Raw genomic sequence first — 23,202 nt, forward strand, 5'->3', positions numbered from 1 at the left:
CGGAGTTGGTAGCGGCTGCTATTGCAGTGGTCCGCGCCAGTTTTCGGTCACTGCCAGGGATATTGCCCCTTTATCTTTATGGAATACGGCCGCGAGCTGACGAATAGTGGGATGTGAGGATAAAGGATAAGGGAACGGACAGCCGAGGATTACGTCAGTGACCAGTCAATTGGGGTGGCTCCTTGTTCGATGAGTCGAGCATTGGCTTGGGAGAAGGGGCGCGAGCCGAAAAAGCCACGACTGGCTGATAGCGGAGAAGGATGCGGGGAGACGATCAGCGGTGTTGAGCCAAGTAGTGGCGCGAGTTCTTGTGCGTGCCGCCCCCATAGGATGGCAACCAGCGGTTGGTGGCGTTGCGCGAGTACGCGAATGGCATGGTCAGTGATGGCTTCCCAGCCTTTTCCTCGATGAGAGGCAGGCTGACCAGGTGTGACGGTGAGAACTCGATTTAGCAGCATGACGCCGCGTTCGCACCAGGGAGTCAGATCGCCGTTGGTAGGCGGGGTTATGCCGAGGTCGTCATGTAATTCTTGATAGATATTTGCCAAAGAACGGGGAATGGGCTGCACGTCTGGTGCTACGCAGAACGATAGCCCGACGGGATGACCAGGAGTGGGGTAGGGATCTTGACCGACGATCAGGACACGAACCTGCTCGAAAGGATAGGTGAAGGCGCGTAAAACGTCGGTGCCACGGGGAAGATAGCCACGGTGTGCGGCATTTTCAGCGCGGAGAAAATCTCCCATTGCGCGTATGGCAGGCTCGACGGGGGCAAGGGCACGCGCCCAACCAGGATCGATAATTTCGCTCAGTGGCTTCATAGGTTTCAGCTTAGTGGGTAGAGCGTGGGTGTTGCGAGGGGGAGAAAAATTCTTGTTGTGGCTAGTCGTACAATAGGGCTATGGGAAAAGCTGAGGAGGGTAACGAGCCGATTCGTGAACGTGGTTTAACCGAACGCGAGGAGCAGATTCTCGCTTTTGAGCGTCGGTGGTGGGCCAGCGGAAAAGGGAATCGGGAACGCCAGATCCGCACTCAGTTGAAGATGACTCCAGTTCAGTACTATTTACATTTGTCGCGCATGTTGGAATCAGAGCGGGTATGGCAGGCAGATCCGGCGTTGGTGGGCCGTCTGCGAAATATGCGCGATGCCTGGCTCGATGAATGCACACCTCGGGCTGCTTCGCGGTAGGCTAGGGGCGTGGCTCAGAAATATCCTCAAGACGAATTTGATCTTCTCGCGGCTGATTTAACAGTTCGCGGGGCGCATCGTAAACCGCGTGGGGCGCGCTCATGGGTTTTGGCAGTAATCGCTATCTTGATTCTTGCTCCCTTGTGTGGCGTGCTTATTCATCATCTGGTTAGCGGAAACTCGGCAAATGTTGCGCAATCTTCTGAGACGGAGCAATCGGCGTCAACACCAAACGATGCCAATGGGCAAAATGCACCTGCTGATCCGAATGCTGCAGGCGGTCAGGCTGATCCGAATGTTCAACCGCAGGGGCAAGCGACTCCGGCGCCGCAGCAGCCTGCCCCTGAGCCAGATAAGCAATTGCATGTTGTGGTGCTTAATGCCCGTGGGGAGACGGGGCTTGCTGCCCGAAATGCGAATACCTTAGCTCAGGCGGGGATGCCGAATATCACGGCCGCTGATTGGCGTGGAGGGGCTGAGCCAGCACAATCGACTGTTTTGTATGCGGATCCCGCTCATGAGGTGACGGCCAAATTTGTGGCTCAGACGTTGGGGATTTCCCAGGTGAGCGCTGATCAGGAATTGGTCAATGCGTACCAGGTCGCCATTGTTGTTGTGCTTCGTTAAGGGATTATCTGCGCTGCTTGGTTGCTACGTGCGCGCGGATGGGGCCTGGCACTGTTTAGTTCTCGGTTCGAGGATAGGTTTGCTTTTGTGCTAGCAACTTCGTCGTATCTTTTGCCGGTGCGTCAGTAGTGTATTGAGGTGTCCGTCGGAAAATAGCGGGAAATGAGTGCCTCTCGTTGGCGGAAATATTCAAGTTTAGCTTCGTGGCGTTTGGGATGTCGGCGTGTTGTTGGCATCGGGCAGGTTACTGGATTGCGTAGTGCTGTTGGATGGGCGGATTCGTGCGTGGTAGCCGGTTAGGATGTGCCTTTTATGCTGCGGCGTGTTCGGTGTCGTGGATGGGTGTGCGAGGATAGATCGCCGCGCGAGAGCTGAAGTGCTATCAGGGAATAAAAGTTGACCATATATGGCTCAACTTTTGCCGGCGGTGAAATGTTGGATTGCTCTGTGGAAAGAATTTGCACTCACGTGCTCCGAGTGCCAGAATCATTATTGGCACTCTTGAACTGAGAGTGATAATTCTACGGTCGATGAGGTGCGTCTTTCGCTGAGATAGGAACGGTGAAATACGTATCGTCCGTCGCGGGCATCGGCTGATGAACCAACCACTAATGTGGAGGAACAGAAAACGCATGGCAAAGATTATTCACTTTGATGAAGAAGCGCGCCGCGGTATGGAGCGAGGTCTCGATATCCTCGCCAACACGGTTAAGGTTACGCTTGGCCCGAAGGGTCGCAATGTTGTTCTCGATAAGCAGTGGGGCGCTCCCAACATCACAAACGATGGTGTCTCTATTGCTAAAGAAATTGAGCTGGAAGATCCCTTTGAGTCTATCGGCGCCGAACTGGTCAAAGAAGTTGCCAAGAAGACGGATGATGTCGCTGGCGATGGTACGACGACGGCAACCGTCCTCGCTCAGGCCCTCGTAAAGGAAGGTCTGCGCAATGTTGTGGCCGGGGCAAACCCGATCGCGCTGCGTAAGGGCATTGATCTTGCGGTGGATGCCGTGGTTAAGCAGCTCCTGCAGAACGCTAAAGAAGTAGAGACGGAAGATGAAATCGCGGCGACGGCTGCTATCTCTGCCGGCGATAAGGAAATCGGCGAACTGATCGCTGAAGCGCTGGAAAAGGTGGGCAAGGAAGGCGTCGTTACCGTCGAAGAGTCCAACACCTTCGGTACTCAGCTTGAACTGACGGAAGGTATGTCGTTCGATAAGGGCTACCTCTCCCCGTACTTCGTCACGGATCCAGAGCGCCAGGAAGTTGTGCTCGAAGATGCCTACATCCTGCTCGTCGAATCCAAGATCTCGAACCTGAAGGATATGCTCCCGCTGCTGGAGAAGATCATGAAGACGGGCAAGCCGCTCGTCGTTATCGCGGAAGATATTGAAGGCGAAGCCCTCGCTGGCTTGGTAGTGAACAAGCTGCGCGGCATTTTGAAGTCGGCCGCCGTGAAGGCTCCGGGCTTCGGTGATCGTCGTAAGGAAATGCTCCAGGATATGGCAGTTCTGACGGGCGGTCAGGTCATTTCGGAAACGGTTGGTCTGAAGCTGGAGAACGCCGATATTCCGATGTTGGGTCAGGCTCGCAAGGTGGTTATGACGAAAGACGCCACCACGATTGTGGAGGGCGCAGGCACGGCAGAGGATATTCAGGGTCGCGTTTCCACGATTCGCGCTCAGATCGAGAAGTCCACGTCGGATTATGACCGCGAGAAGCTCCAAGAGCGTTTGGCGAAGCTCGCTGGCGGTGTAGCTGTCATCAAGTCTGGTGCGGCAACCGAAGTTGAGTTGAAGGAACGCAAGCAGCGCATTGAGGATGCGGTTCTCAACGCCAAGGCAGCTATTGAGGAAGGTATCGTCGCTGGTGGTGGCGTTGCTCTTCTGCAGGCTGCGGATGAAGTGTTTAAGAACCTGAGCCTGGAAGGCGATGAGGCTACTGGTGCCTCGATCGTTCGCGTGGCAGTGGAAGCACCGCTCAAGCAGATCGCAGAAAATGCTGGTCTGGAAGGCGGAGTTGTGGCGGAAAAGGTCCGTTCGCTTCCGGCTGGTCAGGGTCTAAACGCTGCGACGGGCGAGTATGAAGATCTCCTTGCCGCTGGTATTGCTGATCCGGTGAAGGTGACCCGCTCGGCACTGCAGAATGCTGCCTCAATTGCTGGCCTCTTCCTCACGACGGAAGCAGTCGTTGCCAATAAGCCAGAGCCGAAGTCGAATGAGGCTGATCCGGCTGCCGCAGGTGGCATGTACTAAAACACATCTACTGTTGTAAAACAACGGTGGAACATCGGGGCGCGCTGCGATTACGTGCAGCGCGCCCCGATACATTCTTTTATGCGGGAATACCTGGCACGGTAACAATGTGAATGGCAAGGCTATGTGGCTGGAAAAATTGGGAGTGTAGATTTTCGGCTACGTAGACCCTACAGCTCGCCTTTTTGGCTACGCAGATCTTGCAGTGCGCCGGAGACTGCACCGGCAAACGACGCACCAGAGGCAAGGTGCAGTGCCGCCAGGGCGATGCGTAAAACGTGCGAGAGTGGCAAATGGTTACCTGCTAGGAGCTTGTGCCACAGTTTCTCGCAGGATCGCGAATAATGCGCCCTGGCGGAGCATAACGTATAAGCGCATAGCGCACATGTTCATAGTGCTACTACACGAAACCGCGAGTATTACCCTCCCAGGCGAGCTACAGCCTGTGTTTTATGCAGTGTGCCCACCGAATACTCGATGGGCACACTGCAGATTATTCGATAAACCCTGGCGGTAAATCGTCTCGTATGAGAGATTCCGGCTTAGGGTGGCGATCCGCTTTTTCGCTTTGTACCTTCCCAACTCGCATTCGTGCTTCGCGAGCGATTTCATTGCGCCGAGCCTGACGAGCTTCCTCTGGGGTGAGTGGCCGATCGGGGATTCCTGGTTCAAAATCATCATTCAGTGATTCCAAGGAAGAACGACCGAGATGGATCTGTGAGGGGGCAGCCCCTGGCGTACTCCACAGCTCATTTTCATCATCGCGCTGAATCACTGGAACATCATCGTCGTCATCATCATCGAGATCGTCAATAAAATCCGCCAATGGCATGGGAGAATCTGCCGTCGCAGGTAAATTCTCAGCATTTTCTAGCGAACGAGCAGCATTCTCTAATGACGAATGATCTGTGTTAACAGATGCGTGCGCAGGAGTTCCTGCTGCCCACCCATCCTGAGGGGCTATCGGATGCGGTTCCGAAACGTTAGCTGGTGCTGATCCCTGAGTTGCTGCTGAACTCGTCGGAGGATAGAAACCCGTCGCATTGGGATTAACAGGGGAGCTAGCGGGGCGAGCCTCAGCAGTAGAGCCAGCAGAAGCAGGAAAACCTGTCGAAAACTCAGCCGAGTTAGCGGAGCTATCAGCCTGTGCAGCTAATCCAAGGTCAGATGAAGGAGCAGGGTCAGATGAACGAGCGGGAACGGGATCGTCTATTGAGCTGGGAGAATCCGTAGAACCAGATGATCCCTGCCCACCAAAAGAAGCCGCAAAATCTGAAGAAAGCGCAGGATCAGAAGATCCCGTTGAGGCCGGAGAAGCCGCAGCAGTTCCAGCCGATCCGTGTGTTTGTGGCGCCCCAGGCGCCTCAGATGCCGATCCTGCCGAGTATGCGCCGAAAGGTGGCTGACCAGAGGCTGCTCGCTCCAGTTCGCCCTCAGGTTGCGCGGCAGGCACAGATGGCACGCCCCCATGAGCATGCTGGGATGTTGGCGCTGCAAGAGAAACTGCGGAATCTGCTATCACCGGATCTGCTGTCACTGGATCGGGCAGCGGCGGAGTGGGGGCAGTAGGCGGATTGATACGCACTGCACGCGGCTGCTGAATCGGTGCAGCCGGTGAGGGAACGTCCTCAACAGATGGCTCGCCGCAGGACTCATAAGAAGGCGTATCCACACTAGAACCAGAAGAAGAGGAGAAAATCTCCGTAGAACCGGCAATTCCCTGGCCTGCCGTGGAGGCCGCTGGATCTGCTTGTGCATAAGGAATAGCTACGCCGTTCATGCGAGCCAGAGAAGCCTCCTGCCCCTCCACTGTAAACGTATTAGGATCAGGTGCTGGGTCTGCCATGCCTGGCGTTGGCACGGTCGGATTCGCCATAGCTGACGAGGAATCCATACCAGGCGATACTGAATGAGATGCCGTACCGGTAGCTAATGGGAAATCCGTATGTGCAACTGGATGAGGCGCGTCGGCAGATAGACCCGCTAGATGAGGAGCATCGGCGAGCGGATGAGAATCTGCGCCAACAGCCGAGGAATATGGGGCCTCCGCCGCAGACGCCGCACTCTCCGGGGCACTTGCGCCACTAATACAAGCACAATCTACAGAAGTGAATGTCGGCGATAGTGAATCCTGATTGCGCACCGCTTCACCGTTATCTACGACGCGCGGCATTTCGCCCGTCGAACTGTTTGCGAGTTTGCGCAGTTCACATTCGAGACGTTTTTGCTCCGACGTTAAATTCTCTCGTGCTAGCTGCTCCCATTGCTTTGCCAGCGGTGTACTAAACAAGGCTTTGCGTGCCAGCAAGCGCGTGACAATATCTAAACGCGCAGTAAAAAAGCGCTCGTCAGGAATATGCGCATACTCCTCGCGCACGGCAGTCATATACTTGCGGTACTTCTGCGGCTGATTGGCTAAAAACCCGAGATGTGCGTCAATGAGGACCATCAGATCCATATCTATCGGCTCAATCACGCCAGTATCCGTCATGGAGGTGGGGCGGGTGCGCATGGAAAGAATCATCGTCCGAATGGCCTGGCACGTCGCCGGATCAATACCTAAGGAACGATAGATCTGCGCGGCCAAATCTGCCGAGGCTGACCGATCTTCGCCGCCATTGCGCACATAGACGTCCTTATCGGCTGACGAAAAGACGATACCGTGCCCCCACGCTGCCAACCGAACAAGCTCAGCGTTATGTGCTTCGGAGGCGAGCGTGTTAATCCGGGTCAACAAATCAAACAGATGCTGCGTATTGTGGAAACGCCGCTCCTGGCCAGACCATAGCTCAACGAGGTGCGTGCAAACAGCCGTTATATCCTTTGCGTCTACCGTCGCGCCAACAGCTACCGCTGAGCGCACGAAAGACTGGATAACCCACTGTGGAATATCAATTCGAGACATGGAACTCCATAAATTCGAGTACAGGAATGATTCTACCTAGAATGACGGTAGGATTTGAATACGCTGGAACACACGATCTATCCACAGGGTCGTTTTATGAGCACACATAATGAGGCATATATGGCATCGTCACGTTCGCGTCTGCACGGGCGCGCCTTAATCACCGGCGGGTCATCAGGACTCGGCCTAGCTTTTGCGTATTCCTTGGCGTCACGCGGAATTGATCTAGTTCTCGTTGCCCGAGATCCACAACGCCTAAGCCAGGCCGCGCAACAGATGAGGATTCACGGGGTAGACGTAGAGACGCTGGCAGCAGACTTAACCTGCGCAGCAGATCTTGCCCAGGTGAAAGAACGCCTCCTCAATGAGGAATCACCTGTGACGATCTTTGTGAATAATGCCGGCGCTGGGTTATATGCCTCCATGATTACTCGCGACGCCACGCAACTACGCCAGGGTGCAGAGCTGATGGGTTTGGCCCCGATGGAGTTAGGCGGCGCAGCGGCGGCAGCGATGGCAGACCGACACGAGGGCGTGATTATCAATACTGCTTCGGTTGCGGCGCTTGCCCCAATGGGAGCATATTCCGCGATCAAAGAGTTCATCCGCACGTGGTCAGATTCCTTGGCGATTGCCGCAGCGCCATTAGGGGTGCAGGTGGTGACTTTCCTGCCCGGATGGGTGCGCACACAGTTCCACGCTCGCACTGGAGTGTCGAATTCGTCTATCCCGAATTGGGTGTGGCTGGATGCGGATCGCGTGGTGGCTGATTGTCTGCGTGATGTTGAGCGGGGAAAGACGCGATCCGTCCCCTCAAAGCGTTTCAAAGCGATTGCTTTTGTGGCAAAACATGCGCCGGCTTCGCTGGTTAAGCGGGCGGTAGTTACATTGAATAAAGGCCGACGATGAGCTCACTGCACCCACTCGACGATTACCATTCCGAGTCCCGACGCGATGCGCGCAAGAATGTGCGTCGTTTTCTGACTCGCCCAGTTATCAAAACCCTGCTGAATACCACGGTATCGGGTCAGGAAAATGTTGAGGGCTTGACGGGGGCGTATATCGTCGTCGGTAATCATTCTTCGCATTTGGATGCGCCGATGGTTTTTACGCTGTTGCCTGAGCACATGACGGAGCGGTTGGCGACGGGGGCGGCGGCTGATTATTTTTATCGCAAGCCGACGATTTCTAAACTGACGTCTTTGTTTTTCAACACCTATCCTATTGAGCGCAAATCTCGTTCGGATGATCCGCGCAGCGGGATGGCAAAAGGCATGACGGGCAGACTATTGCGCGAAGGTATCCCGATTTTGATTTTTCCGGAAGGGACGCGCTCTCGCACGGGCGAACTGGGGGAATTCAAGCCGGGCGCGGCTGCACTCGCGATCAAGTACAACGTGCCGATTGTGCCTTTAGCGATGAGTGGCGGGCATGAGGCGATGCCGGTGGGAGCTAAGTTGCCGACCTTGAATCATCCGCCAGTGAATCTGTATATCAGTCGGCCAATGTACCCCCAGTCCTATGAGGACGCGGTTGCGTTTATGGGGCGGGTGCGCAGCCGTATTGCGGCGATGTTGGAGCAGCAAACAGCGAATCCGGTTGAGGCTGGGATGGTGGCAGATAAGGCCGATGCAGATCGGGTAGGGAGCGGGCCGATGGCTGCTGGCGAACCGATGGGCACTGGTGAGTCGGCTGATATGAGGGCAGACGCTGGGGTGAGCGAGCCATCAGCTCGTGATGCTGCACGTGCGGGCGATTCCTCAGAGGCTACTGCGCTATCTGATGGCAGTGCGGTAGCAGACCCTGGCATTGGCTCGGCTGAGTCTGCGCCGGATAGGGCCTCAGATAAGGATTAACAGCAGATGGGGACGGTGGCCAGTGCAGGTGCCTGATATTGATGGCAATGGGCGGGCTGGCAGGAACGCCAAGGGGCACGGATCGACGGGGAACGCCTTGAGGAGATCGTCAAATCCGGTATTTCCCACAGTGAGCTGGCTTTATGAGAGGCAAGCTATAAAGCCAGCCGCCGATCAACGATGAGCAGATGTGAGTACACGTAGCTCCCAATATGGGCCGTCAAACAGCTATATGGGTAGGCGAGTGGCAACGAATAGATAGCCAAAAATCTCAGATCATAACGGTTGCCAAAATACGCAGGTGACCAGAGCGTTCCAGAGTTATCACTGCCACTGTGGAACGCATGTAAGTGCGCTCATTTCGGTATGTCGTCTATTCGCCAGTGTAGCTCTAGTGAGTATTAGGCAAGACGCCAGGGAAACGTAGCCGAACGGTTAGCCCGCCACCTGAGGTTTCGTCTATCGTTGCAGAACCGTGGTGGATCTGCATAATTGCCGCCACAATAGCTAAGCCGAGTCCTGAGCCGCCAGATCCCCGCGAACGCGAGGAATCTGTGCGGTAGAACCGTTCAAAGACGCGATCCCAGTCGTCGCGGGCAATACCGGGGCCGTGGTCGCGCACTTCGACGATACCGATATGTGAATCGGATGGGTCAATCCCAACGGCGACCTCAACGGGTGTTCCGTCGGGGGTGTGGGTGAGCACATTGGAAAGCAGATTGGTAATCACCTGCGTAACACGTTCATGATCGGCTTTGACGATGACGGATTGTGGCTCGCCTCCGTCTAATCCGATGACGCGGGCACATCGGTCGGTGGCGCGCACTCGGAAGTCCGTTACGGTATCAAGGGCGATGGCAGCGAGATCTTCGGGCTGCATGTTGATTTTGCGTCGTTCGTCGAGTCGGGCCAGTTGTAGAAGATCGTCAACGAGGTGTGCCATTCGTTCTGATTCGGATTCGATTCGGGCGATGGCGGTGGGAATATCTTTTTCGGGTACGCCACCTAGCCGGTATAGCTCGGCGTATCCGCGCACAGTGGCGAGCGGGGTGCGTAATTCGTGGGAGGCATCGGAGACGAATTGGCGCATCCGCTGTTCGGAGGCCACTTGGGCGGCGAAAGATTGTTCGACGCGGGAAAGCATTTTGTTGATAGATTCACCGAGGAGGGCAACCTCTGAGCCTTCAATGCCGGTGGGTACCCGCACGGAGAGGTTTCCGGCGGCGACTTCGTGGGTGGCTCGTTCGATGTCACGCAGCCCGGTGAGGGAATGATCGACGAGGAAATAGGAGATGAGCGCCCCGAGAATCAGGATGATGATAACGAGAGTGGCGAGGGTGCGGGCCAGATTCCCAACAGTGTCTTGGATTGGCTGTAGCGGCATGCCGATAACGACGGTGCCGACGCTGGTGATTGTCGTCGGGGAAAAGTTCAGATCTAGGGTGATGATTCGCCATTCCTGATCGGGCAGGGTAGACGGGACGGTTTGCGGGGAATTGACCGGCAATTTGGCGAGCTGAACCGGGTTGGCGGGTGTGCCATGCTCGGCGGTGATCTGCGAGTTGACTACTTCGAATTTGCCGAGGGGTTTGTCGTCATCATTGGGGTTGTTGTAGCTGATGAAAAAGTAGAACTCGGAGGGCAGGACTTGGAATTGGGAACCGTTAATGAGCTGTTCGACGGTGACGGTTGCCAGGGTACGCCCCGAGGAACGCAGTGAGCGATCAGTATCATCCACGAGGGAGTTACGCAGGGTGAAGGTCGCCAGGAAGGTGACCATGATGAGGACGAGGGTGAGTAGGACGTCGAAGGCGACGACGATCCGAAAGGAAAGGGTATGCCAGACTTTCGGGGAGGGTTGGGAACGGTAGGGCACGGGATTTTGCTCCTACGTGGTGTTATTTCGCTCGCCGCAGCACGTAGCCAATGCCGCGTTTGGTGTGAATTATTGGTTCGAGGAGGCGGATTTCGTCGGGGTCGCTCATGCCGAGAGCTTCAGGGCTGTCAATCTTTCGACGTAGGTAGGAGATATAGGATTCGACGATTGAGGCTTCGCCTTCCCAGTTGTAATCCCATACGTGTTCGAGGATCTGCATTTTTGATACGACTCGTTCGGCGTTAATGAGGAGGTAGCGCAGGAGTTTGTATTCCGTGGGGGATAGATCGACTTCGTGACCGGCGCGTCGGACCTCGTAGGTATCTTCATTCATTTCAAGGTCGTGATAGCGCAAGATGGCCGATTCGTTGGTTTCTGGGCTGGTGCGCCGCAAAATGGCATGGATTCGGGCGACGACTTCTTCGAGGGAGAAAGGTTTGGTGACGTAATCATCCCCACCGACTTCTAGGCCGCGCACGCGATCGTGGACGTCATCGCGGGCGGTAAGGAAGATGACGGGGAGGGAGGGTTCGCGCTGTCGGAGGTGTTTGAGCACCTCAAAGCCGTCCATATCGGGGAGCATAATATCGAGGACGACGAGGTCGGCTTGGAAACGTGATTCGACGTGGAGTGCCTCATTGCCGTCTGCGGCGGTTGCGACGTCGAAGCCGGCGAAGCGAAGTGAGGCAGAGAGCAGCTCGCGGATGGTTGGTTCATCATCGACGACGAGGATCTTTGCTTCTACATTTGCGCTTGTATTGGGATGTAACACCATGTTCTCATCTTGCCTTGCTGGAGCGGGACGTGCCAAGGTTTCCCACATTGCGCGTGTGGGGCAGTGTTGGGTGAGTGGACGTCAGAGGGTGGATAAGGCCAGCTTGTATGTGGGGTGCGTGTGGGCGGGGAAAATGTTGCGTGCCGGTGCTCGCCTGACATTATGCGAGCACCGGCACATCTGCTAGATCGCATGAGCTATGCAAAGAGCGGAGCTCTTTAGTAGCTCATGAATTCCTTTCCTTCGATCTGCTCGGGCTTGCTGCCGGATTGCAGGGCGGCAAGCCGTGCTTCGACTTCAGCCGAGAGGGAGGAATCCTCAAGCTGGGCGAATTGCTCTTCGATAGAGGAGGCAGAAACTTCAGCTTGACCAGCGGCGAGGGCTTCTTCGCGGCGTACCCGATCTTCGAAGCGGGATAGCTCGGAGGTGGGATCAAGCACGTTGATTGACGATAGGGACTTGTTGACCTGGCTCTGCGCGGTGGCGCTCTTCTGGCGGGCAACGAGTTGATCGCGCTTGGACTTCAGCTCGGTGAGCTTGGAGCGCATCATGTTCAGGCCGTCCTTGAGCTTGGTGACGACTTCCTCTTGGGAGGCGATCATCGGCTCAGCGGTGCGGGCTTCGTTTTCGTGCTGGATTTGACGCTCAATGGCAACTTTGGCGAGGTTGTCGAATTTGGCGGCGTTGGTTTCGTCGCCGGCTTCGCGCATTTCCTTGGCTTTTTCCACAGCAGCTTGGGCTTTTTGCCCCCATTCGCGGGCAGAGGCGATATCTTCGTTGTAGTCAGCTTGTGCCAGGCGCAGGTTACCGACGGTGACTGCGACGGCGTCTTCAGCTTCAGCGATCGAGTTCGTGTAGTCGCGAACGATCTGATCGAGCATCTTTTGGGGATCTTCTGCTCGGTCAATCAACGCGTTGATATTTGCCTTGGTGAGCTGTGCGATCCGGCCGAGGATCGACTGCTTTTCTGCCATGTGATGTACCTTTCTATGAGGATGATGTTTTAAGAATATCGAATGTGGGCATCCCTCGGGTGGATTCTGGTGAATCGCTTTGGGTTCTTGCTTTGTTTTGGTTGTTGCTGGTTCGGTACTTTCAGTGGTTTTAAGGTGGATCTGGCGTGATTCGTGCTGTGCTTTTCGTCGGTCTACCTCAGCGCGTACGCAAAGACGGTTATATCTGCGTTAAACGCGGCTTCGGCGGGGAGTTATCTGCTCTCGCGTTTAGCTCTAGTTGCCTGGTTTTACATCAGTTACCGGATTCTATCACTCATTGCTGTGATTCCATAAGGCCTGACGAGTTAGCTTTCAGGAGGGGACCAGCGTCAGTGATGAACTAGCGCTTGGCATCTGAGGTGGCCTCTTCCCACACGAAGCGCTACACGTCAGTATTGCGGGTGGGGCGGAAGAATATGCGCAAACCGATGAACGCTGAGGAATCCTCATAAAGCTACGGTTCTGGTAGCTCTAGATACTGCTAGGCACGGCGCCTAGCAGCGCGCTTAGAATCCTCGATGGCCGGTGCTGCCTCCTCCGCTGCTTCCAAATCCACCCGAGCCAAAACCACCGGATCCGCCAGATCCGAAGCCGCCAAATCCGCCAGAGCGACGCCCATATCCACGGTATGCACCGGAGATCGCGCCAGAGACGATACCGTGCACTAACCCGCTAATGATGGTTTCTCCCAGCGATTGCCCCCCGCTTGAGCCGCCCATATCTGACCACATCATGTCGCGAGCAGCTTGTGCTCCCTTGCGGGCTGCCTCGTAATACTCCAGTTTCGCTGCTGGTTCTTGTGCTTCGTCTCCTTGTGCGACGAAGGAACGTGCGCGGGAAAGCTGTTCGCGGGCTTGGCCGCGCACGCCAGCGCGGTATCGCGAAATCGTCGCGTCAACATCGTCTATTGCCTGTACCGCCATTTGCCGAGCTTGTTGTGCGCGATCTTCCAGCTTTTGACGATTCTCGTCGGCTTGCCGGAAAGGTGCGAGCGCCTGGTCGATACGGGTTTCCGTCTCGTGTAGTTCCACTGAGATAGCGAACGGGTCAATCTTCTCGGTGCGGGCACGCTCCAATACCTGCGTTGCCTGCTGGGCAAAGGGCTGAACGCTGGGATCATCCGGCGCTAAACGTTGCGCATCGCGAACATCTGCGCTGAGGGAGTCGATCTGCTGTTGAACGGTGGCACGTTGCTTATCTAGTTCCGTCGGGGCGTTAATCAGTAATTCCGCCAAGGAGGAGGCTTCGTCAATAGTTTTGTTAGCCATTGCCACATACGGCACGGCAGCATTGCGATCCCCCGCTTCGAGTTCCTGGCGCGCGTGTGTTAAGGATTGATCGGTTGCCGTTAACAGCGTGGTGATTTGCTGGGGATACGTCTCCAGTGTTTTCAGCACTGAGGGTGGGTACTGGATTGCCAGGTTATCCAGGGCGTCTGTTCCGAGTTTCAGGCGTGCTGTGATTTCGCTGGCGCGTGTGGCGATAGTTGACATGGATTTTTCCACATCGGATGCCAACTGACGCAGGGTGGAAAACTCTGTGGTGTGTTTTTCTAAGGCGGTGCGAGCCTGCCCGACGAGTTCAGTAATATGCTGCGATAGTGCGATCTTTTCGGTGTCGGCAAGCGGAATACTTGTATCGTGGAGTCGGCTGTGAAGCTGAAATGCCTCACTGGTTGCCTGTTGGGCTTTCTGTAGGGTGGCAGAAAAACGTCGGGTAGCTTCCACGCCAAATTCTGCTTGAGCAAAATCGAGTTCATTAGCGGCAGCGCGTACCGCATTGTCAATATCCAGTAGCTCTGAGGAGGCGTCGCGGATTGTCTTTTGCGTGGCCTGCTCGTGGGATTCCTTGCGCTTTTTCCGAGTGATGACGGTATATGCGCCAAATCCAACCAGCCCGCCAGCGCCTATGCCAATAAGCCCTTTGGTGACGGCGGAATTGACGGGATGTGCCTGGGAGGAAGACGTGGAGCTGCCGCCATCTTTTACCTCATCATGGACGTTTTTCGCTAAGGCGATAATGGCTTTATCCCATTCATGATCGGTCATAAGCGAGAGCACGTGATCGTCCGTAGCGGCGTCAATTGCTTCGTAGGAGACGCCAGAGACGTGCTTGTGGGCGTACCACGCAACCTCGGAAGTATCCACCGAAATGACGTAGAGCGCTTCGGATTCGTCCAGGTGAGCACGTTCATGCGTTTTTCGTGCCCATTTTTCCACATCCATTGATCCGGTATTTGGCACGATGACGACCCACAGGTTCTGCCCTGGTACCTCGTCGATAGCATCGCGGACGGAGGAAGCGTCGGTGATAACTTTGGCCCGATCATCCAGATGCCCGTTGAGTTCGTCGAGTGGTTCAGCGGCTAGGGCTGTGGTCGGAAAAATCAGTGCGGCAAAGACGAATACTATTCCGCTAAGGATACGACGGGCGTTCACACAGGCCTCCAAGAAGTTCTGGTGCTCAGGGCACGAGCGGGAAAGGACGCGCCTCTTTGCATGTGTATCATGCGCTAGCTGTCATCCTGTGCTCAGTATATCGAGGTGCTGCGGGAGAATATGGGGAACTCTCATGCCAAAGCTGGAATGTATTTGGCTGGTAGTGAAGAGATTTTCGCCGGCTCGACTGCCATTTTTGCACAGAAAAGTGCGATACTAGGTAAGGATTAATGTATGTACAGTTGTGCCGAGTGTCGGCAGAAAGCGAGTGAGTCGTGCCAACCGGAAAGGTGAAGTTCTTCGATGAGAAGAAGGGCTTTGGTTTTATTGCAGGTGACGATGGCGCTGAGGTCTATCTTCCCGCAAGCGCAGTCCCGATTGGTGCGCGGTTACGAGCAGGTATGCGAGTGGAGTACGGCGTGGGTGATACCCGACGTGGCCCGGCGGCATTGCAACTGACGATTGTGGAGAAGAAGCCGTCATTGGCTGCGGCAAATCGGAGATCTCCGGAAACGATGGTCCCGATTATTGAGGATCTCATTAAGATCCTTGACGCGGCTTCGACGTCTTTGCGGCGTGGTCGTTATCCCGATGGAGGGCCGCGTATTGCGCAGGCGTTGCGCGCATTAGCTGAGGATTTTGATGTCTGATCGGTTGGTTCCCTCTTCGGCAGCGATACGGGAAAAGGTGTTGGCCGCGGCGGTTGAGCAGGCTCGGGAGGCCTTGCTGGATGTCACGCGGGCTGAGAATATCGGTGAGCATGCCGGTGTCGTGCAGGAAGCGGAACGGGTGGTTACCCATACGTTCACGTGTTTATTGCCAGGGTATCGCGGTTGGCTGTGGGCGGTGACCTTATCTCGGGTGCCGCGTGCGCGGCGTGGCTGTGTTGATGAGGTGGCATTGTTGCCTGGGCCGGAGGCCTTGCTTGCTCCGGAATGGGTGCCGTGGGCGGATCGGTTGCGTCCGGAGGACGTCAGCGATACCGATCGTCTCCCATATCAGCCTGATGATGCGAATCTGCAGGCGAATACGGATCCGTTATTGGATGAAGGTTTTGAAGCGACGGGTGTTGACGCCGACGAGTTAGCACAATTTGAGTTGGGGCTTGGGCGTGCGCGGGTGTTATCTGCGCATGGGCGCAGTGCGGCTTTCCAGCGTTGGTATGCCGGGGATGCTGGCCCGCGTAATAAGGCGACTCGGATGGCGAAGGCGGCGTGTGCGACCTGCGGGTATCTCATGCACATGGGCGGATCTGCTCGGCAGTTGTTCGGGGTGTGCGCGAATGAGTGGTCGCCTTTCGATGGGCGTGTAGTCTCGCTCGATCATGGCTGTGGTGCTCATTCGGAGACGGATACGAAACATCCAGAACAGATATGGAAGCAGTCTGAACCTGTTTTGGATGAGGGCTATGAGGTGCGCCGTGATCGCTCCTCAAGCGCGGGGGATGACTAGCTAGATTTTGCGGGCTGTGGGATCAGAGACGGCACAAGGCACACATGCATATTATTCAGGGGCGAGTACGCGATTATGAGTGGGGTTCTCCAAGCGCTATCCCTCGAATGTTTGGCTTGCCACCGGCAGATTTTCCGGTAGCAGAGTTGTGGTTTGGGGCGCATCCGGCGGCTCCAGCGCGCATTGGTGTGGGGGCGCGTGCGCTCGCGATTAATCCGTCAGATATTCGTGATCGAGGGCATCTGTTTTCCCCTGTTTCTCCTGATAGTGAAGCGGGATCTGCAGTAGATTTGCGCCAATATATTGCGGGTGATCCGCAGGGGGTGTTGGGGGCGAATCTGGTTTCTGGTGGCGGGGACGCGGAGTTGCCGTTTTTGTTGAAGGTTATTGCGCCGGCGCAGCCGCTTTCTTTGCAGGTGCATCCGTCTAAGGCGCAGGCTGAGCGGGGTTTTGCGCGTGAGGAGCAGGCGGGTATTGATCGTGCTGCGGCGCATCGGGCCTATCGCGACGCCAATCATAAGCCGGAGTTGGTCTACGCTATCTCGACCTTTGAAGCGCTCGTCGGGTTTCGCACTCCGCGCCGAATTCTTGGTGTGTTATCAGGTTTGAATACTCCGGTGACGGATCGAATTGCCCAGCAGATCCGGCTATCGCCGAATGCTCATGGGGTGCGTTCAGCTTTTGCAGGGCTGCTGTCGGTTAATGAGCGCCCCGATGCTGAAGCAGTGATGCGTGTGGTTGCTGCGTGTTGTGCGCGTGATCCGCAGGTGTCTCCCTCGCCGCGTGCTGACGCGCTGGTGGGGAAGTTGGCGCAACATTATCCGGGGGATCCTGGGGTGGTGGCGTCCTTATTGCTTAATCCGGTGACGTTGAAACCTGGTGAGGCGATGTTTACGCCAGCCGGAACGGTCCATGCCTATGTTGCGGGTTTGGGTGTGGAGATTATGGCGAATTCGGATAACGTTTTGCGGGCTGGTATGACGCCTAAACATATTGATGTTCCAGAGCTGTTGTCGGTGATTGAAACAGTGGCGGCTCCGCCAATCCGGATCGCTCCCGAGGCGCTCAGCCCAGTACAGGCGACGTATTATGCGCCGGTTGACGATTTTGAATTGTCGATTATTAGTTTGCGTAATGCCAATAAGCGGGTTCGGCTACGTGGGAGTGGGCCGCGGATCGTATTGTGCTTAGAGGGGGCAACTGAGCTGTGGGCGGATAGCGGTGAGTATGGGTTGCTCAATACTGGGCAAGCGATATTTGTTCGAGCTGATGATGGCGGGCTGCTGGCTCGTGGGGCAGGGCGTTTTGTTCTCGCTGGCGTCCCGTAATCGGAAGATAAACCGCGATAAGGATAAATTCACCTGAGCCATCTCAGTATGTGTCGAAAATCTTAAATATTGAGATGGATATGGGCGAGATTACGTCCAGATTTTGAGATTCATCTTGTGACCGGCTGTTTTGCCATGTGAGACTCAAAGGGTGAGCATTTCCAATGGCACTGCGACCGTATCGCAGCACGAGATTCACGATAAGCACACCACCCCGATCGCCGCCGAGGCAGAACTTGGCTGGTTAGATCGCACCTTCCGAATTACCGAACGTCGATCAACTCTCGCGCGAGAAATTCGCGGAGGATTCGTCACATTCTTCGCGATGGCGTACATCCTGGTACTCAACCCGATTATCCTGTCTGGCCCCGACTCCACCGGCAAATATCTCGGTGGCGGTACGACACCTAATATGGTGGCTGTTGCGGCAGGCACGGCACTGGTTGCCGGTATCTTATCTATCCTGATGGGAGCCGTGGCAAACTTCCCACTGGCCCTGGCCGCCGGTTTGGGCTTAAATTCGATCGTTGCCTACACCATCGTTCAGCTCCCGGGTATGACCTGGGCTGACGGCATGGGAATCATTGTTATTGAAGGTATCGTCATCGTCTTGCTCGTCCTGACGGGGCTACGAGAAGCAATCTTCCGTGCGGTTCCCCGCGTTTTGCGCACCGCTATTTCGGTTGGTATCGGCATGTTTATCACCCTCATCGGGTTACTCAACGCCGGTATCGTCGGAGCAGGGGCCACCCCGCTGGCATTTGGCGTCAATGGCTCTATCTCGGCCTGGCCGCTAGTTGTATTCATCGTTGGTCTAGGTATCACGATGGCTTTGATGGTTCGAGGCGTCAAAGGCGCTATCTTGTGGGCAATCCTGGCTGGTACTGCGCTATCCCTCGTCGTGGAAGCAATTGGCAAACTTGGCGTGAAAAGCGCCGAAAATGCTGGCGGTTGGAGCTTGACCGTTCCTGCGCTGGCTGGCTCTCCCGTCCAAATCCCAGATTTTTCAACGATCGGGCAATTCTCAGTTGTCGGCCCCTTCCACAAGATCGGCGTACTGGCAGTAGTTGTGCTGGCGTTCTCGGTTATGCTGGCCGACTTCTTCGACACGATGGGCACGATGGTTGCCGTTGCCAGCGAAGGAGATCTCTTGCAAGCTGACGGGAATCCGCCGCGCACTAAGCACATCCTGCTCATTGACTCCATTGGTGCAATTGCAGGTGGTGCAGGTGGCGTATCCTCAAATACCTCTTTCGTGGAATCCTCCACCGGCGTAGCAGACGGAGCGCGCACTGGTCTGGCAAGCATTGTGACGGGTGGCTTGTTTATTCTGGCCACATTCCTCGCCCCACTGTTTGCGATGGTGCCCTCTGAGGCGGCTGCTCCAGCGCTGGTTGCCGTCGGTTTCCTGATGATGCAACAGGTGACGGAGATTCGCTGGAATGATCTAGCGATTGCGATTCCGGCTTTCATGACTATCGTCTTTATGCCCTTCGGCTACTCCATCACGGTGGGTATCGGGGTAGGGTTCATTACCTACGTATTCATGCAGCTAGTGACGAAGAAAGCGAAGTCGGTACACCCCTTGATGTATCTGACTGCAGCCTTATTCATGATCTACTTCGCGCTTGAACCAATCAACCATTTATTAGGGGTGGCATAAAAGGTGAACGCCCGTTGCGGGCAATGCCTGTCGTCGCCGGTGAATGTGACTGTCTTATCGTGCGGTCTATGAGCGGGCGTGGGCATTACGCCGCAGATCAGTGAGCTAAAAAGGCTGATTCTATGATGGCCGGTATGCGCAATATGAGCGCATACCGGCCATTGATACATGTGGGGTATCCGTGATGAAGTAACTGCGGCAGTCGAATGGTCCGCCGCGTGCATCCACTCTAAAAAGTGCCACTTTCTCGGGAGGTGCAGGTTATTGCTGCCCGATACGTACCCGTAGTATGCGCTGAGATAGCTACTGGCAGCCCAACCGCTGTGCTTTTTCGATGGTGGCGTGGTGGCAGTTTTTTGATGGTGCGATTTGTTCTGGTGCGGCAGGAAAGATTTCCAGTGTGGCAGGAAAAAATCCAGTGCGGCAGGCATTTTCGTTAACGGGAGAGCGGCTACTAAGCGCGCGTGCGTTCGCGGGCGATAGTGCGATGTTTCCTCTTTGAGATGAGCGGCGCGCCTTGCAGACTGGGCACGGCAGGTATCTGCCCAGCAACGAGCATGATTCTGCGAGTCACCGTCCATGCCGGCCTGGGTAACACAATCGAGAGTTCCCTGCTCTGAGCCGGTAACGGACGCCGAAATCCTCCGTCGGCCCAAATGAACCGCTATCTCATACGCTATAAATCCGCCGGAAGGAATTCAACGTCAGCTCAGGAGCGAAGAATCCCGCTGGCGATAATCGAATCAATCGTTTCTAACAATGCCTGGATATCAGCTAGCTCAATCGCTGGGAACGCGGCGATCCGTAACTGGTTGCGCCCGAGGCTACGATACGGTTCAATATCGAGAATTCCACGCTCCCGCAATATCCGTGCCATCTGCTGGGCGTCGATTTCGGGGTGAAAATCAACGGTACACACAACTGGAGAACGGTAATCCGGCTCAATGAATGGGCGAGCGTAGGCGTGATTCTCCGCCCAGGTATAAATAGCTTGCGAATTACTCTGGCAACGCTGAGCCATTGCAGCTAAACCACCGCACTCATGCATCCACGCGAGCTGGCTATGAATAAGGAGCAGCGTGGTGATAGCCGGAGTGTTCAAGGTTTGGTTTTTGCGCGAATTCTCGATAGCTAATTGCAGATTGAGGAAATCAGGAACCCACCGCGAAGCACTGAGGCGTTCGATTCGCTCACGTGCTGCTGGAGAGGCAATCGCCAGCCACAAACCCCCGTCAGCCCCAAAACATTTTTGGGCGGAGAAATAGTAAAAATCTGTGGTGCTCAGATCGCACAGCGCGCCACCAGCAATCGAAGTGCCATCGACAACGGTGAGTCCGTCAGGCATAGAGACGAGGGGAGAGCATACGCCCGTGGACGTCTCATTGTGTGCGTATATATAGGTATCGACCTGGGCATCTGGCACGCACCCAATATATTGCCCTGGCTCAACTCGGCGGATCTGTGGGCGATCAAGCCAAGAAGCGCGCTCCACTGCTCGGGCGGCTTTTGCGGAGAACTCCCCGACGACAGCACATTGAGCGCGACCTTCGACCAGGGTAAACGGGATAGCATCCCAGATTGCAGTTGCTCCACCATTGCCAAGGATGACCTCATATCCATCGGGAAGATGGAACAGATCAGCGATGTGTTGGCGGATCTGACCGACGATTTCTCGGACGCCGCTCTGGCGATGTGAAGTGCCGATAGGGCTGTGTGGATCGGTGAGGGCGAGCAGATGTTCGCGTCGAACTTTTGACGGGCCCGAGCCGAAGCGTCCATCGTGGATGTATGGCAAGGCAGAGGCAGGCGTTTCCTCGCAATACTGAGCGGAGCGAGGTGAATACCTGGCGGAAGCCATAGTGCCATCAGCGGTTGTGGCAGGTGACGTTTCCGTGTGATTGTTGGCAGTGTGCGAACCTGCCGAGGCGGTGGCGCGCGGCGGTGCTGAGGGCAGCAAGGAATCGCGCTCGGTCTGCTCCGATTCGGGTGCGTGCGGGTTTTGCAGATTCGGTGGATTCGGTGGTTCGGGTGAGCGTGCAATAGCCATGTAGCTATCGTCTCATTCCTGGGGCGTATGCGCAGGTGGTGACCGGCTAGCGAACACATCGTACTGTAGCGGTTTCCCGCTGTAACGGTTGGTTATGCGAGTGGCGAGCGGGAAGCGTATGGCGTGAGGGTAAATACGCGGCGGTGAGGGTAAATAAGGGATAGTTGGCTTGCGAAATCGCACGTCGTCGATTTGTGCAGAGGTGTTCGATAATATGAACAAAGAAAGAAGCGGGAGGCGTCGTGAGTCAACTGATTGATACCACTGAGATGTATCTCAAGACGGTCTATGAGTTGTATGAAGAGGATATTCCTGCTTTGCGCGCCCGAATTGTTGAGCGATTAGAGCAGTCTGGCCCGACGGTTTCAGAAACCGTCAGCCGTATGGAGCGCGACGGTTTATTGCACGTCGGTTCGAATCGTCATATCGAATTCACTGCGGAGGGATTGCAGCAAGCGCTTCATGTGATGCGTCGGCATCGGCTGGTTGAGCGATTGTTGAGTGATGTTATCAAACTTGATTGGCCGCAGTTGCATGACGAGGCCTGCCGCTGGGAGCACGTCGTTTCTGAAGATGTGGCGGATAAAATCGCGCAGTTGCTTGATGATCCACATTCTGATCCTTACGGTAATCCCATTCCTGATCGGGAGGCTCAGGAGATCTATACGGTGAGCCAGGATGGCGTGACTGCGCTCAGCACTTTAGAGGAATCTGCTCACGGGCGTATATACACAATTGCGCGGATTGCCGAGTCGGTGCAATTGGATGTGGATATTCTTGAGATGCTTTATGACGAGGGAGTGCTGCCGGGGGCAGATATCGTCGTTAATGAAGTGCGCGACGGGGATGTATTAGTCTCTTGCGGGGAACATGCAGTCCGTCTGTCGGGGGATGTTGCCCGCGGTATTTTCATCCGTGAGCGGTAGTGAGCTATTCCATTGTTATCAAATTGTGACAATCTGAGATCTAATCGTTATGCTTGTGTCAGGTCGATTTTCGCGACCGCATAAACGTTACAGAGATAAGCAACAACGACGGAGATATTCATGGCGGGACGTCACGTACTGATTAAGCAGCGTGAAACTTTCTCGAAACAGACTCTCGCAACGATTGCGACCGCTTCTGCGGCTGGAATGGTTATGGGTTTAAGTGCGCCACTGGCTTTTGCTAAGTCCACGGACGCTGACGCAGCAGCAAACACAGCCACCACAACGTCAACGCACACCGTCCAAGCTCCCCAAGCAGTTTCCGTCGAACTGAACACCCAATCCGATGCTCAATGGACGATGCACACAGTCTCCCTGGATGCCCATGCGCAGCAAGCTGCGGCAAAGGCAGACGAAAACAAGGATGAGAAAGCGCAAACTCCGGCAGCTACGCAAAATGTTGATCGTAGCTCCCTCGTCGGAGAAGCTGCTTCAGTTGAAGTCTCCTACGATTCGGCTGCTGGCGGATCTGTTCTGGGCACGGCGATGGCTCACACTGGATCTCCGTACATCTGGGGTGGCACGACGCCAGCCGGTTGGGATTGCATCGGTTTCGTCCGGTGGGTATATGCCCAGCATGGTGTTGCTATTGGCGGGTCAACGACTTCGGTTCTCTCCGTCGGTCATCAAGTTCCGTATTCGGAGGCGCAGCCAGGCGATATTCTTTACTGGCCAGGGCACGTCGCCATCTCCGTCGGTGGCGGGCAGAACGTCGCTGCATGGAATCAAGCAATGGGAACCCGCGTTGGTCCGGATTCGTGGGCAGGTTACACGCCGACGGTTATCCGCGTCTTTGGCTGATATTTTTCGCAA

Annotated in this window: 18 protein-coding genes; 11 read left to right on the top strand and 7 right to left on the bottom strand. The window is 55.6% G+C overall.

The features are described 5' to 3' along the window. Positions 1-149: 149 nt before the first annotated feature. A complete protein-coding gene (locus tag ACLHIJ_RS01020; protein ID WP_411296006.1) occupies positions 150-830 on the bottom strand; it encodes a uracil-DNA glycosylase in 681 nt (226 codons plus the stop codon). A 71-nt stretch (positions 831-901) separates the two neighbouring features. On the opposite strand from ACLHIJ_RS01020, the gene ACLHIJ_RS01025 reads away from it, so the two are divergent. From ACLHIJ_RS01025 to groL, 3 genes are all read left to right on the top strand, one after another. Beyond that, positions 902-1,189 carry a DUF3263 domain-containing protein gene (locus tag ACLHIJ_RS01025; RefSeq protein ID WP_411295990.1) on the top strand — a complete coding sequence of 96 codons (288 nt, stop codon included), beginning with the start codon at positions 902-904 and terminating at the stop codon, positions 1,187-1,189. Between the two features lie 9 nt (positions 1,190-1,198). Continuing rightward, the gene (locus tag ACLHIJ_RS01030; protein ID WP_411298277.1) at positions 1,199-1,816 is read left to right on the top strand and encodes a LytR C-terminal domain-containing protein; all 618 of its coding nucleotides are present in this window, start codon (positions 1,199-1,201) and stop codon (positions 1,814-1,816) included. A gap of 632 nt (positions 1,817-2,448) precedes the next feature. Next, positions 2,449-4,068, top strand: coding sequence for a chaperonin GroEL (gene groL, locus ACLHIJ_RS01035; RefSeq protein WP_411295988.1), 1,620 nt, complete (start codon positions 2,449-2,451; stop codon positions 4,066-4,068). A gap of 493 nt (positions 4,069-4,561) precedes the next feature. Here the strand turns inward: groL and ACLHIJ_RS01040 are convergent, their stop codons facing one another. Continuing rightward, a complete protein-coding gene (locus tag ACLHIJ_RS01040) occupies positions 4,562-6,973 on the bottom strand; it encodes a hypothetical protein (RefSeq protein ID WP_411298279.1) in 2,412 nt (803 codons plus the stop codon). A 96-nt stretch (positions 6,974-7,069) separates the two neighbouring features. Between ACLHIJ_RS01040 and ACLHIJ_RS01045 the strand changes: the two genes are divergently transcribed. Both ACLHIJ_RS01045 and ACLHIJ_RS01050 read left to right on the top strand, forming a co-directional pair. After that, a complete protein-coding gene (locus ACLHIJ_RS01045) occupies positions 7,070-7,882 on the top strand; it encodes an SDR family NAD(P)-dependent oxidoreductase (protein ID WP_411295986.1) in 813 nt (270 codons plus the stop codon). Continuing rightward, a complete protein-coding gene (locus tag ACLHIJ_RS01050; protein WP_411298280.1) occupies positions 7,879-8,829 on the top strand; it encodes a lysophospholipid acyltransferase family protein in 951 nt (316 codons plus the stop codon). The genes ACLHIJ_RS01045 and ACLHIJ_RS01050 overlap by 4 nt, the downstream gene beginning before the upstream one ends. 391 nt (positions 8,830-9,220) lie before the next feature. Here the strand turns inward: ACLHIJ_RS01050 and ACLHIJ_RS01055 are convergent, their stop codons facing one another. The 4 genes from ACLHIJ_RS01055 to ACLHIJ_RS01070 all read right to left on the bottom strand — a co-directional run bounded on the left by ACLHIJ_RS01055 (position 9,221) and on the right by ACLHIJ_RS01070 (position 14,913). Continuing rightward, positions 9,221-10,705 carry a sensor histidine kinase gene (locus ACLHIJ_RS01055; RefSeq protein WP_411295984.1) on the bottom strand — a complete coding sequence of 495 codons (1,485 nt, stop codon included), beginning with the start codon at positions 10,703-10,705 and terminating at the stop codon, positions 9,221-9,223. 22 nt (positions 10,706-10,727) lie between these two features. Then, positions 10,728-11,480, bottom strand: coding sequence for a response regulator transcription factor (locus tag ACLHIJ_RS01060; RefSeq protein ID WP_411298282.1), 753 nt, complete (start codon positions 11,478-11,480; stop codon positions 10,728-10,730). 218 nt (positions 11,481-11,698) lie between these two features. After that, positions 11,699-12,454: a PspA/IM30 family protein gene (locus tag ACLHIJ_RS01065; RefSeq protein ID WP_411298284.1), complete on the bottom strand. Its 756-nt coding sequence runs from the start codon at positions 12,452-12,454 to the stop codon at positions 11,699-11,701. A gap of 527 nt (positions 12,455-12,981) precedes the next feature. Continuing rightward, positions 12,982-14,913, bottom strand: coding sequence for a hypothetical protein (locus ACLHIJ_RS01070; RefSeq protein WP_411298285.1), 1,932 nt, complete (start codon positions 14,911-14,913; stop codon positions 12,982-12,984). A gap of 275 nt (positions 14,914-15,188) precedes the next feature. On the opposite strand from ACLHIJ_RS01070, the gene ACLHIJ_RS01075 reads away from it, so the two are divergent. The 4 genes from ACLHIJ_RS01075 to ACLHIJ_RS01090 all read left to right on the top strand — a co-directional run bounded on the left by ACLHIJ_RS01075 (position 15,189) and on the right by ACLHIJ_RS01090 (position 19,356). Further along, on the top strand, positions 15,189-15,563 hold the full coding sequence (locus ACLHIJ_RS01075; protein ID WP_411295980.1) for a cold-shock protein: 375 nt from the start codon (positions 15,189-15,191) through the stop codon (positions 15,561-15,563). Continuing rightward, positions 15,556-16,365 carry a DUF3027 domain-containing protein gene (locus ACLHIJ_RS01080; protein WP_411295979.1) on the top strand — a complete coding sequence of 270 codons (810 nt, stop codon included), beginning with the start codon at positions 15,556-15,558 and terminating at the stop codon, positions 16,363-16,365. The genes ACLHIJ_RS01075 and ACLHIJ_RS01080 overlap by 8 nt, the downstream gene beginning before the upstream one ends. Before the next feature lie 44 nt (positions 16,366-16,409). Beyond that, on the top strand, positions 16,410-17,693 hold the full coding sequence (gene manA, locus ACLHIJ_RS01085) for a mannose-6-phosphate isomerase, class I (protein ID WP_411295978.1): 1,284 nt from the start codon (positions 16,410-16,412) through the stop codon (positions 17,691-17,693). A 157-nt stretch (positions 17,694-17,850) separates the two neighbouring features. Next, positions 17,851-19,356, top strand: coding sequence for an NCS2 family permease (locus ACLHIJ_RS01090; RefSeq protein WP_411296005.1), 1,506 nt, complete (start codon positions 17,851-17,853; stop codon positions 19,354-19,356). 709 nt (positions 19,357-20,065) lie between these two features. Here the strand turns inward: ACLHIJ_RS01090 and serC are convergent. Beyond that, entirely contained in the window at positions 20,066-21,403 is a 1,338-nt protein-coding gene (serC, locus tag ACLHIJ_RS01095; RefSeq protein WP_411295977.1) for a phosphoserine transaminase, read from the bottom strand. Positions 21,404-21,645: 242 nt separating this feature from the next. Between serC and ACLHIJ_RS01100 the strand changes: the two genes are divergently transcribed. Both ACLHIJ_RS01100 and ACLHIJ_RS01105 read left to right on the top strand, forming a co-directional pair. Then, entirely contained in the window at positions 21,646-22,329 is a 684-nt protein-coding gene (locus ACLHIJ_RS01100) for a metal-dependent transcriptional regulator (RefSeq protein WP_411295976.1), read from the top strand. A gap of 120 nt (positions 22,330-22,449) precedes the next feature. Beyond that, positions 22,450-23,190: a C40 family peptidase gene (locus ACLHIJ_RS01105; RefSeq protein WP_411295975.1), complete on the top strand. Its 741-nt coding sequence runs from the start codon at positions 22,450-22,452 to the stop codon at positions 23,188-23,190. Positions 23,191-23,202 lie beyond the last annotated feature (12 nt).

The organism is Trueperella sp. LYQ141 (genome assembly GCF_046599555.1).
Classification (GTDB): Bacteria; Actinomycetota; Actinomycetes; order Actinomycetales; family Actinomycetaceae; genus Trueperella.

Bases quoted from the DNA above. Each gene is read 5' to 3' on its own strand.
- ACLHIJ_RS01025 (WP_411295990.1), top strand. From the start codon at position 902: ATGGGAAAAGCTGAGGAGGGTAACGAGCCGATTCGTGAACGTGGTTTA.
- groL (WP_411295988.1), top strand. From the start codon at position 2,449: ATGGCAAAGATTATTCACTTTGATGAAGAAGCGCGCCGCGGTATGGAG.
- ACLHIJ_RS01040 (WP_411298279.1), bottom strand. From the start codon at position 6,973: ATGTCTCGAATTGATATTCCACAGTGGGTTATCCAGTCTTTCGTGCGC.
- ACLHIJ_RS01045 (WP_411295986.1), top strand. From the start codon at position 7,070: ATGAGCACACATAATGAGGCATATATGGCATCGTCACGTTCGCGTCTG.
- ACLHIJ_RS01050 (WP_411298280.1), top strand. From the start codon at position 7,879: ATGAGCTCACTGCACCCACTCGACGATTACCATTCCGAGTCCCGACGC.
- ACLHIJ_RS01060 (WP_411298282.1), bottom strand. From the start codon at position 11,480: ATGGTGTTACATCCCAATACAAGCGCAAATGTAGAAGCAAAGATCCTC.
- ACLHIJ_RS01065 (WP_411298284.1), bottom strand. From the start codon at position 12,454: ATGGCAGAAAAGCAGTCGATCCTCGGCCGGATCGCACAGCTCACCAAG.
- ACLHIJ_RS01080 (WP_411295979.1), top strand. From the start codon at position 15,556: ATGTCTGATCGGTTGGTTCCCTCTTCGGCAGCGATACGGGAAAAGGTG.
- manA (WP_411295978.1), top strand. From the start codon at position 16,410: ATGCATATTATTCAGGGGCGAGTACGCGATTATGAGTGGGGTTCTCCA.
- serC (WP_411295977.1), bottom strand. From the start codon at position 21,403: ATGGCTATTGCACGCTCACCCGAACCACCGAATCCACCGAATCTGCAA.
- ACLHIJ_RS01105 (WP_411295975.1), top strand. From the start codon at position 22,450: ATGGCGGGACGTCACGTACTGATTAAGCAGCGTGAAACTTTCTCGAAA.